11 protein-coding genes are annotated in these 14,721 nt (G+C 66.0%); 6 read left to right on the forward strand and 5 right to left on the reverse strand.

Going from position 1 to position 14,721, the window contains the following annotated elements; all coding sequences use genetic code 11:
- Positions 1-6: 6 nt before the first annotated feature.
- A complete protein-coding gene (locus HH213_RS22555; protein ID WP_169113711.1) occupies positions 7-942 on the forward strand; it encodes a LysR family transcriptional regulator in 936 nt (311 codons plus the stop codon).
- On the opposite strand, the gene HH213_RS22560 is transcribed toward HH213_RS22555, so the two are convergent.
- Positions 893-2,122, reverse strand: coding sequence for a Bcr/CflA family efflux MFS transporter (locus HH213_RS22560; protein WP_169113712.1), 1,230 nt, complete (start codon positions 2,120-2,122; stop codon positions 893-895). The genes HH213_RS22555 and HH213_RS22560 overlap by 50 nt on opposite strands.
- Positions 2,123-2,198: 76 nt before the next feature.
- Between HH213_RS22560 and HH213_RS22565 the strand changes: the two genes are divergently transcribed.
- The 3 genes from HH213_RS22565 to HH213_RS22575 are packed head-to-tail and all read left to right on the forward strand — an operon-like array spanning position 2,199 to position 6,291.
- Positions 2,199-2,948 (forward strand): IclR family transcriptional regulator, encoded by a 750-nt coding sequence (locus HH213_RS22565; protein WP_169113713.1) that lies wholly within the window; start codon positions 2,199-2,201, stop codon positions 2,946-2,948.
- A gap of 44 nt (positions 2,949-2,992) precedes the next feature.
- Positions 2,993-5,062, forward strand: a complete 2,070-nt coding sequence (locus HH213_RS22570) for a response regulator (RefSeq protein ID WP_229263485.1) — start codon at positions 2,993-2,995, stop codon at positions 5,060-5,062.
- Positions 5,059-6,291 carry a TetR/AcrR family transcriptional regulator gene (locus HH213_RS22575; protein ID WP_169113714.1) on the forward strand — a complete coding sequence of 411 codons (1,233 nt, stop codon included), beginning with the start codon at positions 5,059-5,061 and terminating at the stop codon, positions 6,289-6,291. The genes HH213_RS22570 and HH213_RS22575 overlap by 4 nt, the downstream gene beginning before the upstream one ends.
- Positions 6,292-6,298: 7 nt before the next feature.
- Here HH213_RS22575 and HH213_RS22580 read toward each other — a convergent pair whose 3' ends face one another.
- The 4 genes from HH213_RS22580 to HH213_RS22595 form a co-directional block, all read right to left on the reverse strand.
- Positions 6,299-6,934, reverse strand: a complete 636-nt coding sequence (locus HH213_RS22580) for a hypothetical protein (RefSeq protein WP_169113715.1) — start codon at positions 6,932-6,934, stop codon at positions 6,299-6,301.
- An 8-nt stretch (positions 6,935-6,942) separates the two neighbouring features.
- The gene (locus HH213_RS22585) at positions 6,943-7,890 is read right to left on the reverse strand and encodes a 5'/3'-nucleotidase SurE (protein WP_169113716.1); all 948 of its coding nucleotides are present in this window, start codon (positions 7,888-7,890) and stop codon (positions 6,943-6,945) included.
- 119 nt (positions 7,891-8,009) lie between these two features.
- Positions 8,010-8,489 carry a hypothetical protein gene (locus HH213_RS22590; RefSeq protein ID WP_169113717.1) on the reverse strand — a complete coding sequence of 160 codons (480 nt, stop codon included), beginning with the start codon at positions 8,487-8,489 and terminating at the stop codon, positions 8,010-8,012.
- Between the two features lie 138 nt (positions 8,490-8,627).
- Positions 8,628-10,565, reverse strand: coding sequence for a CocE/NonD family hydrolase (locus HH213_RS22595; protein ID WP_169113718.1), 1,938 nt, complete (start codon positions 10,563-10,565; stop codon positions 8,628-8,630).
- Between the two features lie 94 nt (positions 10,566-10,659).
- Between HH213_RS22595 and HH213_RS22600 the strand changes: the two genes are divergently transcribed.
- Both HH213_RS22600 and HH213_RS22605 read left to right on the forward strand, forming a co-directional pair.
- Positions 10,660-12,840: a formylglycine-generating enzyme family protein gene (locus tag HH213_RS22600; RefSeq protein ID WP_169113719.1), complete on the forward strand. Its 2,181-nt coding sequence runs from the start codon at positions 10,660-10,662 to the stop codon at positions 12,838-12,840.
- 83 nt (positions 12,841-12,923) lie between these two features.
- On the forward strand, positions 12,924-14,660 hold the full coding sequence (locus HH213_RS22605) for an EAL domain-containing protein (protein WP_169113720.1): 1,737 nt from the start codon (positions 12,924-12,926) through the stop codon (positions 14,658-14,660).
- Positions 14,661-14,721 lie beyond the last annotated feature (61 nt).

A 14,721-nucleotide genomic window follows, 5' to 3' on the forward strand; every position in this document is an offset into this window, starting at 1 on the left:
ACGGAGATGCAGTCAGAAAAATTCGCGGAATTCCTCGGGGTATTCGTCGATGTCGCGCGTGAAGGCAGCTTCTCGGGCGCGGGGCGGCGCCGCGGCCGCACGCCGTCGTCGGTTGGACGGCAGATTGATCTGCTGGAGCAGCATCTGGATACCGCGCTGTTCCTGCGCTCGACCCGGCTGCTGACGCTGACCGATGCCGGCGAGGCGCTGCTGGTGCGCGCGCGTCAGATTCTCGATGCGCTGGCCGACGCCCAGCAGGAGCTGGCGTCGATGAAGGGGGCGGTTACCGGCATTCTGCGGGTGGCCTGCTTTCCCACCTTCGGCAAACGCTATGTGTTGCCGGTGATGGGCCAGCTGGCGCGCCAGTATCCCGACCTGCGGCTGGAACTGGACCTGACCGAACGGCTGGCCGATCCGGTGGCCGAGCGGCTCGACCTGGTGATCCGCATCGGCGATATCGCCGACAGCACCCTGATCGGCACCCGCATCGCCACCCAGACCCGCATCCTGTGCGCCAGCCCGGCCTATCTGGCCCAGGCCGGCACGCCCACAGCGGTGGCGGAACTGAGCGGCCATCGCCTGATCGACAAGCTGCATGGCGCCGACCTGCTGGGCTGGACCGACGTGCTGGGCCTGCCGGCGCGCGCCTACAGCGCCCAGCCGGTGTTCGCCTGCGACGATTTCGAGGCGATGCGGCTGGCGGCGCAGCAGGGGCTCGGCATTGCCTATCTGCCGGACTGGGTGGTGGGAGAGGATATTCAGGCGGGCCAGCTGCGGCAGCTGATCCCGGAATGGTCGGCGCAGGCGCGCGCCAGCACCGGCATCTACGCCTTGCGGGCCTTGCGTCAGCCGCCGGCACGGGTAACGGCGTTGCTGGACGCGCTACGTGCTTTTATCGGGCATCCGCATGGCTGGTCGGTGAACCCAGCAGCGTCTGTCTGACGAAGATCAGGGCCACGCCGATCAGTGCGGCGACGGTCATCACGGTTGCCATCACCGTCAACTGGTTGCCGGCCAACACGCCGACCAGCGCGCCGGCAGCGGCGCCGGCCAGCATCTGCATCGAGCGCAACAGTGCCGCCGCACTGCCGGCCACATTGCCGACCGAGGCCAGCGCCTGGTGGGTGGCGTTAGGCATCACAATGCCGGCGCAGATATTACTCAGCACCACGCAAGCGGCGATCAGCGCAATCGAACCGAGGCCCAGCGTGGACGCAAGCAGCAGTAACAGGCTGATGACGCCGGAGCCGAGTACGCCGCCGATCAACAGGTGGTCGGCGCTCCACACGCGCGCCAGCCGGCCGCCGGCGGCAGCGCCGATGATGGTGCCGGCCGCCGTCAGCGCAAACAGCATGCCGTAGACGCCGCTCGACACGCCCAGCATATCGATGAATACCGCCGATGAGCCGGTGATGTAGGCAAACATAGTGCCGAACGAGGCCGCCAGCAGCGCCGCGTGGATCAGGTAGTGGCGGTTGCGCAGCACCTGGCTGTAGGCGTGCACGGCGTCGCGGAACACATTGCGTTGCGGCGCACCGCCAGTCTGCGGCCGGCTTTCCTGGTAACCCCAGGCGGCCAGCACCAGCAGCACCAGGCCGATGCCGCCCAGGCTCTGGTAGATCAGCCGCCAACTGCCCAGTTGCAGCAGCGCCGCGCCCAGCAACGGCGCCAGCAGCGGCGCCACGGCGTTGACCAGCGCCACGTACGATTGCCGGGTGAGGGCCGCGTGGCCGCTGAAGACGTCACGGATGATGGCGGCCGGCAAGGCCGCCGCCGCCCCTGCCGCCACGCCTTGCAGCAGGCGCACCAGCAGCAGCGTACCGATGTGGTCGGCGTAGGCGCAGGCGAACGCGGCGAGCGAGAACAGGCCCAGGCCGAACAGCAGCACCGGCTTGCGGCCGTAACGGTCGGACAGCGGACCGAACAAAATCGGTCCGACCGAGAAACCCAGCAGGAACATGGTCAGCGTGCGTGTCGCCTCGCCGATGCTGATGTGGAAAGCGTCCTGGAGCGCGGGAATGGCCGGCAGGCCGATGTCGATGGCCAGCGGCGGCAGCGCTGAGAGCAGGCCGAGCATGACGATGTAGAACGGCGAAGTGGACCGGATGTAGTGACGTGACATATGATGGGGTGTATCGTTAGGCGGTACAGTAGTGTATCACGATGCGGTACAGTTTGCTGAGCAAGGGAAATCGAAGATGGAAGGTATTCAAGTGATCGCACGGGCGGCGGCGATTTTGCGCGCCGTCGGTGCGCAGCCGGACGGGCTGAGTCTGGGCAAACTGGCCCAGGCCACCGGATTGGCGCGTTCGACCGTGCAGCGGATTGTCGACGCGCTGGAAATGGAGCATCTGGTGCAGGCCGGCGCCGGCGGCGTGCGGCCGGGCTGGGGCTTGCGGCGGTTGGGCGAGTTGCCGGGCTCGGGCATCGCCCAGGAGTTACGGGCGGCGTTGTATGAGCTGTTCGAGGCCACGCACGAGACCATCGACCTGTCGACGCTGACCGGCGGCGAGGTGCTGTTCGTGGACCGCTTCCTGTCGGACCAGCCGGAGCGCGCGGTGCCATCGGTGGGAGCGATTTATCCGGCGTACACCATGGCCAGCGGCAAGGGCTTGCTGGCTTGCCTGTCCAATCAGGAGGTGGAAGCGCTGTATGCCGATGCGCCGCTGCAGCAGCTGACGCCGAATACCGTCGCCAGCATGCCGGCCCTGTTGCAGCAAATCGACGGCATCCGCGCCGGCGCGTTCGCCTACGATCTGGAAGAGCATGCGCTGGGCCGCAGCGCGATCGGCCTGCCGGTGGGCGTGCATCAGGGCGTGGCGTTGGCGATCTCGGTGGTGCTGCCGACCGGCCGTTTCGAGCGCCAGCGCAACACGGTGGAGCAGGCCGTCCTGCGCTGCGTTGAACGCTGTCGTACGCAACTGTCCAGCGCAGCCGCAGCGGTATAATTCCCGGCGACATCGCTCCGATCACGAAAGGCCCTATCTTGAACATAGAACTGGCATCGCTCAGCCGCGCCGAGCTGGAGCAGCAGCTGGCCTACAGCAGCGTGCGGCGTCATGCGCTGTTGGAGGCGATTGATGACGGCTTCTGCGTCATCCAGTTCATCGACGGGCCGCACGGGCCGTTGAGCGACTACCTGCATATCGAGGCCAACTCCGGCTACGAGCGGCATACCGGCATCGGCGGCATTGTCGGCAAGCGCCTGCGCGAGATCGAGCCGGACAATGCCCAGACCTGGCTCGACCTGTATGGCGCCGTGCTGCGCACTGGTGAATCGGCCCGCTTTGAGCAAGAGTTCCAGGCTGTCGGCCGGCATATCGAAGTGTCGGCGATGCGCGTCGGACCGGTCGAGCTGGGGCAGGTGGCGGTGCTGTTCCGCGACATCACGGCGCGCAAGAAGACCGAGGCGGCACTGCGAGAGAACGTGCAGCGGGTCCAGCTGGCGCTGGCGGCCGGGGCCATCATCGGCACCTGGGTTTGGGATGTGCCGCAGGACCAGTTCAGCGTCGATGAAGGCTTTGCCGAAGCGTTCGGTTTCGGGGTGGGCACGCGCCGCACCGGGTTGTCGCTGGCCGAAGTGGTGGCGAGCGTCCATCCGGACGACCGCGCCGGCCTGGCGGCGGCGATCGATGACGCGCTGCTGCGCGGCGGCGCCTATGCCCACCAGTACCGCACGCGCCGTCGCGACGGCAATTACTATTGGCTGGAAGCGAATGGCCGGGTCGAACTGGACGCCGATGGCAAGGTCAGCGCTTTCCCCGGCGTGCTGATCGATATCGACGGGCGGCGCGCGGTCGAGGCCGAACGCGACCGCGCGCTGGCCGCGTTGCGCGGGCTGAATGACACGCTGGAGCAGCGCGTCGAGCAGCGCACCGCCGCATTGCTCGAGGCCGAGGCCGCGCTGCGGCAGGCGCAGAAAATGGACGCGGTCGGCCAATTGACCGGCGGCCTGGCGCACGACTTCAACAATATCCTGGCCGGCATTTCCGGCAGCCTGGAATTAATGAAGATCCGCCTCGGCCAGGGGCGCGTGGAAGACCTGGAGCGCCACGTCAACGCCGGCCAGTCGGCCGTCAAGCGCGCGGCGTCGTTGACGCAGCGCCTGCTGGCGTTCTCGCGCCGGCAGACGCTGGACCCGAAAACGTCCAATCTCAACCGCATCGTTGCCGGCATGCAGGAGCTGATCTCCCGTAGCATGGGTCCGGCTATCGCGGTCGAGACGGTGGCGCCGGACGGGTTGTGGAATAGCTTTGTCGACATCAGCCAGCTGGAAAACGCCTTGCTTAACCTGTGCATCAATGCGCGCGACGCCATGCCGGACGGCGGCAAGCTGCGCATCGCCAGCGCCAACCAGACGCTCGATGCGGACGCCGCCGCACAGCGCGGCCTGGCGGCCGGCGACTACGTCGCGCTGACCGTCAGCGATACCGGCACCGGCATGACACCGGAAGTGCTGGCGTGCGCCTTCGATCCGTTCTTCACCACCAAGCCGGCGGGACTGGGCACGGGACTGGGCCTGTCGATGGTGTACGGCTTTGCCGGCCAGTCCGGCGGCGCGGTGCATATCGCTTCCGAGCCGGGCCGGGGTACCACGGTGAGCCTGCTGTTGCCGCGCCATGCGGGCGGCGAAGTGTGGGAAGAGGCCGCGCCGGATGGCGCTGCGGCGCCGGCGGTCGTGTGGCGCAAGAAAATCCTGGTGGTGGACGACGAACCTCTGGTGCGCACGGTGGCGGTCGAGATGCTGGAGTATCTCGGCTACGACGTCATCGCGGCGGAAGACGGGCTGTCGGCGCTGACGGTGTTCGCCGCCCACGCCGACATCGATTTGCTGATCACCGATGTCGGCATGCCGAACGGTATGAACGGCCGTCAACTGGCCGACGCCATCCGTGCCCGGCGGCCGGATCTGCCGGTGCTGTTCGTCACTGGCTACGCCGAGCACGCGGTGCTGAATCACGGCCATCTGGAACGCGCCATGCAAATCATCACCAAGCCGTTTGCCGTTGACGTGCTGGCGCGGCGGGTCAAGGCGCTGACCGAAGGCGAGGGCGGGGCGTGACCGACGTCGCCGGCGCCCGCCGTTCCCGCAAGGCGCCGTCGCCGCAGGCTTTGCTGGCTGCCGCCTGCGGCATCGTCAGCAACGAGGGGCTGGCCGGACTGACGCTGCGGCCGCTGGCGGAAGCGCTGGGGGTATCGGTCACCGTGCTGACTAATCACTATGGCGCGCGCGCCGACGTCATCGCCGCAGTGTGCGACGCCGCCTGCGAACACGACCGGCAATTGCTGGACCGCTGGCGCGCCATGCTGGACGCGCTCGGCACGCTGTCGCCGTCGATTGCCGCCGGGCTGGCGGAAACCATGCTGGAGGAATGTGCGACCGAACAGCGCGCGGTGTCGGTGCTGTATCTGGAAGTGCTACATGCCTGCACCTGGGACGAGGCGCTGCGGCCGTTGTTTGCCGCCTGGTCGGCAGAGCGGCACGGCTTCTGGCAGCTGTTTGCCGAACGCGCCGAATTGGCGCCGTCCCTGCTGGCCAGCGGCTGGTGGCATGGCTACATGATTGCGGAACTGGCGTATAGCCTGGTGCTGAATCCCGTGTCGTCGTATCGCACGCTGCGGCGGCTGTGCTTGCGCCGCCTGTTTGCCGGTGGCGTAGCCACGCGTGCCGATGCCGGCGACGCCGCGCTGTTCGCACTGTTGCTAGAGCAGATGCAGGTGGTGAGCGGTGATTTGTCGGATGAACCCGGTGGCGCATCGGCCTGGGCCGCGCAGGCCGCGCGCCTCTGCGGACGCAAGCTGGCGGCGCAGGGCGTGCACGGGCTGACGCATCGCGCCATTGCGGCGGAAATCGGCATTCCGCACACCACGCTGAGCTACCGCTACCCGGCGCAGCGCGATCTGGTGATTGCCGGCTTGGAATCGATCATCGCCCACATCCGTTTTGCGGTGGATGCCGACAGCCTGACCGAACTGCAACGCCTGCGGGTGGAAGGCGACGGCAAGCAGCTGGACCTGGCGCGCGCCAACTTTGCGGTGGCGATTGCCGCCACGCGCATGCCCGAACTCAGCACCTACACGGCCGACATGCGCAGCCGGCGCGGCAACAATCTGGCGAAAGTCTTCACGAAATACTTGCCGCAAACGGCCGGCATCGATGGGCTGTGCGCGCAAGTCATCTCGATGGGCCTGACGGGCCTGACCAACACCGAACCGCCCGGCGACGCGTCCGACAAGACGGTCGCCGCAGCGTTCGGTGTGGCTGCGCAGTGGCTGCAACAGCAGCCGTAGACTTCGCTTACTCGGCGTAGGCCCACAAGTCGACCAGCGTGCTGCCGCTATAGGTCAGCAGGCGGAACACGGCTGGCGCGTAGTCGCCATCCACCACCAGATAACCGTCCGACTGCGCCGGCAAGTCACCGCAGCCCGACGTGCTCAGCGACGCCTTCAGCGTATTCGGCAGCGTGCTGGCGCTCAGCTTGCCGGACAGTTTGCAACTGGTGCTACCCGCCACGATATCGCCGCTGCTGCTGACGGAAAATGCCGCCGTCGCGCCGCTCGACAGGCGCACGCTGTAGCTGCGGGCCAGCGCGCTGACCGTCACGGTGGTGGACGGCGTGGCGCTGCTGTTCAGCAGATCCAGCGTGGTGTTCTGCGTGGCGGCGGGCGTCATCTGCCAGCTGCCGTTGCCGTCGCGACGGTACAGTGCACTGGCTTGCTGGCCGCTGTTGTTGAGCACCAGCAGACGGCTGCCATCGGCCGCCGCATAGTATTTGCCGGCGGTTGGATTGGCGGCGTCGCCGGCGCTGACGGCGTAGGCGCCGGCCGCCAGTTCGGTGACCTTGACTTCAGGCGCCGGCACATCGTTGCTGCTGCCGCAGGCGCTCAGCAGCAGTGCGGCCGCACCGGCCAGGAGTGTAAGAGAACGGTTCATGGCGCGGCTCACTGGGCAAACAGATCACGCAGACGCAAGCGCAGCCACTGCTGGCCGGCCGGACGCTGGTCGTAGCCGACCTGCATGGCGGTCACGCTGATCTTGGTTTTGTAGACGATGGCTTCATCCTCCGCCTGGTCGGCAGTGGCGGCGGCCGGCAGCGAACCGCTCAGGCCCCATGGCGCGGCGCTGCTGAATTTCAGCGCGTAGGTATCGTAGGTGCCGATGCGCGAGAACGCCCAGCCGGCGTTGGCCGCCACCGCATCCGGGAAGTTAACGTTCAGCGCGGTGCCGGTCGGCAGCAGGGCGGAACTACCGGCCTTGGCCTGCAAGGCGGTGATCAGCCTGGTGGTCAGCTGCGCCACGGTCCTGGATTTGGCGTTGGCCAGGCCGGCGTTGTCGATGGTATCGGTGCCGGCGCTGAGGGCGATCGACGGGATGCCGCGTCCAGCAGCGAATTGGGCGTTGCCGATGGTGCCCGAGTTGATCACCACCTTGCCGACGTTCTGGCCTTCGTTGGGGCCGGACAGCACAAGATCGGGCGCCTTGCCCCAGCGCGCTTTGGCCAGTACGTCCAGGCCGTACATGGTGGCCATCACCGGCGTGCCGTGCACGTAGTTGAAATCGCCGCCGGTGTAGCCGCTCTTGGTGAACGGGCCGACCGCCGGCGCACCGGTGACGGCGGCGCCGTTGTGGCAGCCGCCTTCGGCGTCGATCTGCGTCTTGTCGTTGTCCGCAATGATGGTGGTGGTGCTGTACATCACGATGGCGGCGCTGCGGCCGCTTTGGCCGGTACACGGTACCGAGACGATGACCGAATGGCCGGCGGCCTTCAGCTCGTCGTACAGCGCCTTCAGGTTGCTGGTCAGACCGTCATCGTTGGACAGCACGATATTCAGGGCGAAGGCGGGGCTGGCGCACAGGGCCAGCGCGGCGCTCATGGCGAATCGTTTCATGGTTTTCTTGCTCTCTCGACGTGGGAAAACCGTGAGAATAAGAAAACTTTATGACAACACTATGACATCAGTACGAATAAATTCATCCTTGGTGTCGCCATAAAAAGACAGTTGTACGGTTATTCGAACTGAATGCGGGTGACGTAATACGGCTTGTAGCTATCCGCGCCGCCCTGCAGCAGGATGCCGTCGATGGTCTTGTTGGCTGCGGCCAGTTCCTTCAGCGGCACCACCACCACCGCCCAGGTCTTGGCTTTGGGCTGGATGGTGTAGCCGGCTTCCATCGGTTTGCCGTCGGCCATGGCCTTGACGGTCAGGCTCTGGCCGCCTTCCACGCCGCCGTTGATGTAGAAGCTGACCTTGGTGAACGGCGCGCTGGAAAACGCCTCATGGTGCAGCGCCAGTCCCGACCAGGGTTCGCCTTCGACCTTGATCGGCCTGGCGCCGCCGACCGGCGCCGAAAACTGGACTTTGGCCCAGCTCCAGTTCTGCCAATCGTTTTTGAGTTCATCGTCGTAGGCGACGAAAGGGGAGGTGGTTTGCGCCAGGGCTGGCAGGATGGTGGTGCAGGCCGCGATGGCCAACAGGATGTGTTTCATGTCGTCTCCGATTATGCTCGCATGGGTGCGAATTATTGTGAAATGCCAACCCATTTTGCGAGCACGTCAACGGCGGCGCAAGGACGAATTTCACCAACCGTTCTAATGAAATCCGCCAGCGCCGCCGTCGCCGGTGACTTATGGTTTTGCTGGTAGTACCTGCACCTCAATGCCCGAATACATCGCCGGCGCGTGATAGACGCGCTGGGTCGCCTTCTGGAAGTCTTCCGGCTTGGCTTTCGGAATATCGACGAAGGTTTGCGGGTTCAGATCGACCAGCGGGAACCACGAGCTCTGGATCTGCACCATGATGCGGTGGCCGCGGCGGAAGGTGTGGTTGATGTCGCTCATGCTGTAACTGACGGTTTCCACCTTGCCTGGCGTGAACGGCTGCGGATTGTCGAAACCGTTGCGGAATTTACCACGCAGCGGGTCGCCGCGCACCAGTTGCTGGAAGCCGGCCATGGTTACCTGCGGCTTGGCCGTGTCGCCGCCGCGCGGACGCTCGTCGCCGTCATCGCCGGCCGGGTATTCCGGCGGGTAGACGTCGATCAGCTTGACCACCCAGTCGGCGTCGGTGCCGGTGGTGGAGACGAACAGCTTGGGCTTGACCGGGCCGGCGAAGGTGACGTCTTGCTCCAGCGGCTCGCTGCGGTAGGTCAGCACGTCCGGACGGGTCGAGGCGAAGCGCTGGTCGCCGACCATGTATTCCTTCGGCGCGCCGTTGGCCGGGTAGGCGGTGAACGGCACCGGCTTGCGCGGATCGGCCACGTATTCGTCGAAGGCGGCGCCGGCGGCCGGCTGTTTCCAGCTCAGCGTGCCGTTGTCGCCCAGGTACAGCGTGCGGGCCTGGGCCTGTTTCGGTGGCCAGGCCGCGTAGTTGCGCCAGACGTTGCTGCCGGTTTCAAACGCGGTCACCTCGGCCAGATTTTTGCCCTTGGCGTCTTTCAGGTGCTGCTCGAAAAACGGGAACTGGATATTGGTGCGGAAATACTCGCTGGTCTTGCTGTCGAAGTTGACGTAGCCCAGACGCTTGCCTTCGCCGCGCGCCCAGCCGCCGTGCACCCACGGACCCATCACCAGGCCGCTGTAGGTGGTCGGGTTGTTTTTCTTGATGCTGGCGTAGGTGGTCAGCGGGCCTTGCAGGTCTTCGGCGTCATACCAGCCGCCGACGGTCAGCACGGCGGCCTTGATGTTTTTCAGGTGGGCGGCGATGTTACGCGACTTCCAGAATTCGTCGTAGGTGCTGTGGTCGATGGTAGGGCGCAGCAGTGCTTGCTGTTTCGGCGTCATCGTACCGAGGATGTTGGACAGCGTCAGGTGCTTGAGGAAGAACTCGTAGCCGTCGGCGGTGCCGTAGTCGAAGCGGTCCCAGGTTTTCGGCAGCGGCGTCGGATTTTCCGCTTCCACGAAGGCCGAGTAGAAATCGAAATTGGCGGCCAGCATGAAGGCGCCGCCGTGGTAGGAGTCGTCGTTCATGAACAGGTCGGTCACCGGCGCCTGCGGCGACGCGGCTTTAATGGCCGGGTGCGAGTCGATGATGCTGGCCGAGGTGTAGAAGCCCGGGTACGAAATGCCCAGGATGCCGACCTTGCCGTTGTTGTTGGCGACGTTCTTCAGCAGCCAGTCGACGGTGTCGTGCATGTCTTCGCTCTCGTTGCCCTGGCCCTTGGTGCGGTTAGGGTTGACGTGCGGCGTCATTTCCTGCCACTTGCCTTCCGACATATAGCGGCCGCGCACGTCCTGCTTGACGAAGATATAGCCGCTGTCCTCGAACTCCTGCGACGGGCCGATGTGTTCCGGATAGTAGTCTTCACCGTAATGCAGTTCGCCGCCCGACTGCACGCCGGCGCTGTACGGCGTGCGCTGCATCAGGAAGGGATAGCTCTTGCTGCTGTCCTTGGGCACATAGACCACGGTGAACAGCTTGACGCCGTCGCGCATGGGAATGTTGAATTCATACTTGGTGTAATGCTCGCGCAGGCTGTACTTCGGCGCATCGGCGGCCAGCACGCTCTGGTGGCACACGCCTCCCAGCATCAACGACAGGGCAAGGGCGGTAAGACGGGCTTTCATGGAATCCTTGTGGATGAGATGGCAAACCCGCCTAGTGTAAACCGGCTGGATACGTTAAATTGGAAAAATTTACTATTTTCAGGAACTCCGCTGCATGAAATTGCCTTCATTGAAATGCTGCTGGCCGCTGCTGTTGGCTTTGACGTTGCCGTCCCAGGCGCAGGATACGCGGCATGTGCCGCATGGGTCGTACACGCAGCTGGCGATTCCGGCGCCGGCTTGTTTGACGATGAACCAGCCTTGGGAAGGGCACTGGAATCCGTGCTCGACGGCCGATCATCAGGATTGGCTGCAAGACCTGCGCCACTGGCGCGATGAGCGCCGCATCCGCGTCGGCTACGATGGCAGCCGCTATGCGCGGCCGTCGGCGGCGTGGACGCAATCGAGTTTCATGCAGGCGCAGATGATGGTCGAGGACCGCTATTTCTACGATCCGGCCAGCCGCCGGTACACGGTGGACCGCTATCTGGACGATCTGGTCCAGCGCTTCGGCGGCATCGATGCGGTGCTGGTGTGGCCGACTTATCCGAATATCGGTCTCGACGACCGCAACACCATCGACATGGTGCGCTCGCTGCCTGGCGGCATTCCGGCGGTGAAGCAGATGGTGGCCGACTTCCACCGTCGCGGCGTGCGCGTGATGTTTCCGATGATGCTGTGGGACCAGGGCACGCGCGCGTTGGCGAAATCCTGGCCGGATGAGCTGGCCGCGCTGATGAAGGAGCTCGGTGCCGACGGCATCAACGGCGATACGCAGGACGGCGTGCCGCTGGCCTTCACGCTGGCCGCCGATAAGGCCGCCCACCCGCTGGTGTTCCAGCCCGAAGGCCTGCCGTCCGACGAGGCGCTGGCCTGGAACCTGATGACCTGGGGCCAGTACACTTTCCCTTTCGCGCCGACGGTGGACCGCTACAAGTGGCTGGAGCCGCGCCACATGGTCAACATCTCGGACCGCTGGAACCGCAGCAAGACCGACGACCTGCAATTCGCCTTCTTCAACGGCGTCGGCTGGGAAAGCTGGGAAAACATCTGGGGCATCTGGAACGGCATCACACCGCGCGACGGCGAAGCCACCCGCCGCGTCGCCATGCTGGAGCGCAGCTATGCGCGCTTCCTGGTCAGCCCGGACTGGGAGCCGCATTATCCGGCGCGCCAGTACGGTGTGTTCACCAGCCGATGGCCGCTGGCCGACGCCACGCTGTGGACCATCGTCAACCGCAACGAATACGATAGCGACGGCGTGCAGCTGCGCGTGCCGTACCAAACCGGCGCGCGCTATTTCGACGCTTATCACGGCGTGGAACTGGCGGCCTCGCGTGACGGCGACGGCGTGCTGCTGTCGTTCCCGATTGAAGCGCGCGGTTTTGGCGCGGTGCTAATGACCAACGCCCCGCCGGATGCGTCCACCGTGGCCAGCCTGGAGAAGATGAAGGCAATAACCGCGCGTCCGCTGCGCGACTGGTCCGCCGAGTGGGCCGCCTTGCCGCAGACGCAAACCCCGGTCGCATCCACCAAACCGGCCAGCAGCGCGCCGGCCGGCATGGTCGAGATCCCAGCCGGCCCGTTCGACTTCACCGTGCGCGGGCTGGCGATAGAAGGCGGTAACAGCGTCGGCGTGGATGTGCAGTATGCATGGGAAGATGGCGCGCGCCGCTTCCACCAGCGCAGCATGCAGATGCCGCGTTTCTTCATCGACCGTTACCCTGTCAGCAACGCCCAGTTCAAGGCCTTTGTCGACGCCACCCATTACCATCCGGCCGACGACGCCAATTTCCTCCAGCACTGGCAGAACGGCAGCTATCCCGCCGGCTGGGGCAACAAGCCAGTCACCTGGGTCGGCCTGGAGGACGCCCGCGCTTACGCCGCCTGGGCCGGCAAGCGGCTGCCGCGTGAATGGGAGTGGCAATACGCCGCCAGTGGCAGCGATGGCCGCGTTTACCCATGGGGCAACGACTGGCGCGCCGACGCGGCGCCGCAGCCGGCCACCGGCCGCGCTGTGGCCACGCCGGCCGACGTGGATTCCCATCCGCAAGGCGCCAGCCCGTTTGGCGTGCAGGATTTGGTCGGCAACGTCTGGCAGTGGACCGACGAGTATAGCGACGCCCACACCCGCTTCGCCATCCTGCGCGGCGGCAGTTCCTACCAGCCGCAAGGGTCGATCTGGTACTTCCCGCAAGCCTACCGCAACGACCAGCACGGCAAGCTCTTGCTAATGGCGCCCGGGCGCGACCGCGCCGCCACCGTCGGTTTCCGCTGCGTAACGGACGCCCGCTAGCCGGTCACCGAAAAAGCGTTGCTTTTAGTAAGCCTTTATACTTGTGGTTCCGACGACGACAAAGCTGCTTTTCAGGGTGTTAAATGAGTACGTTTGATGTATTGACCGGGCTGGCGGACCGCGCCGCCTTCCGCGAGGGCTTGCGCTCCGCGCTGCAACGCGCCTTGCGGGCCAACGCCCAGGTGGCGCTGGTGTTGATCGATCTGGATGGCTTTCAGACGATTAACGACCTGCACGGCCAGGACAATGGTGACGCGCTGCTGCGCGAAATCGGTCGCCGCCTGCAGCACTTGGCGCGCGCCGGCGAACTGGTGGCGCGGCTGGGGGCGGACGAATTCGCCATTATCTGTGAGCAGGTGACGGTGCCGGCGGAACTGGCGGCGCTGGCTGAGCGCATCCAGCTGGCGGTGCAAGCGCCGGCCGCCATTGGCGGCGTGAGCGCCGTGGTCACCGCCAGCATCGGCCTGGCGACGGCCAACGACGCGGCCGACGAGGACGGCGACCTGTTGTTGAGTTTTGCGGCGACAGCCGTGCAGGCGGCGCGCGCGACCGGCGGCAATGGCTGGCAATTCTTCGACCCGCAAATGCATCAGCGCGCCTTGCAGCGCATGGACCTGGCGCACGGCCTGCAGCTGGCGCTGGAGCGCAACGAGCTGGCGCCGCGTTTCCAGCCGATTGTCGACGCCGGCAGCGGCCGCATCGTCGGCGCCGAGTTGCTGCTGCGCTGGTTTCCGCAGCAGGGCGAGGTGTCGCCGGTGGAATTCATTCCGATTGCCGAGGCCAGCGGCGCCATCATTCCGATCGGTGCCTGGGTGTTCCGCCAGGCCTGCCTGGCCGAGCGCGACTGGCACCGACGCTGGGGCGCGGCGGCGCCGTATGTGTCGGTCAACGTCTCGGTGCGTCAGCTGGACGATCCGGCGCTGGCGGACGTGTTCGCCGCCATCCTGGCCGAGACCGGCGCCGACCCGCGCCGCCTGCTGGTGGAAATCACCGAGAGCATGCTGATGGCCGATATCGACGCCAAGCTGCGCGTACTGGCGCGCTTCGCCGACATGGGCCTGCGGCTGGCGATGGACGATTTCGGCACCGGTTATTCGTCGCTCGGGCAGCTGGCGCGCCTGCCGGTGGATGTGCTGAAGATCGACCGCTCCTTTATCAAGGACATCGCCGAGAGCGGCGAGAGCCGGGCGGTGGTGGAGGCGGTGGTCGGCCTCGGCCGCGCGCTCGGCCTCAAGCTGGTGGCCGAAGGCGTGGAGACGGCCGCCCAGCAGCTGGAGCTGTGCGGTTACGGCTGCGACCTGATCCAGGGTTATTATTTCTACCGGCCGATGCCGGCCGGCGAACTGGTGGCGGCGTTCGAGCGGCAGGCGCTCAACGTCGAGCCCGCCAAGGATACCGGCCTGTACTTCCTGCTGTACGTCAGCGAGGCGGTGGCGCCGCTGTCGCGGCCGCAGCTGGACCAGTTGTTGCAGCGCACCCGCGTCAACAACGCCCGCGCCGGCCTGACCGGCTGCCTGCTGTACGAGAACGAGCGCTTCATGCAGATGCTGGAAGGCGAGCACGGCAAGGTGATGGAGACCTTCGAGCGCATCCGCGCCAGCCACCTGCACGACAATGTGCGGGTGGTGATCCACCAGCGCGCCAAGCGCCGTGTGTTCACCCACTGGAGCATGCTGCTGCCGGACGATGCGGCGGCACGCCGCCACGGCCCGGATTTTCGCGGGCGCCAGGTGCAGCCGATGCGTTTTGACGCCATCGCCGGCGATGCCCAAGTCTGCTATGCCTTTATCACCGCCTATGTGCCGGACGTAAAACACTAGCCGCGTAAGCCTGGTCTTACGCGGACGCAGCACGCGCCCCGATGCCGGCGGCGGGCGCCCC

The sequence above is a fragment of the Duganella dendranthematis genome, from assembly GCF_012849375.1.
Lineage (GTDB): Bacteria > Pseudomonadota > Gammaproteobacteria > Burkholderiales > Burkholderiaceae_D > Rugamonas > Rugamonas dendranthematis.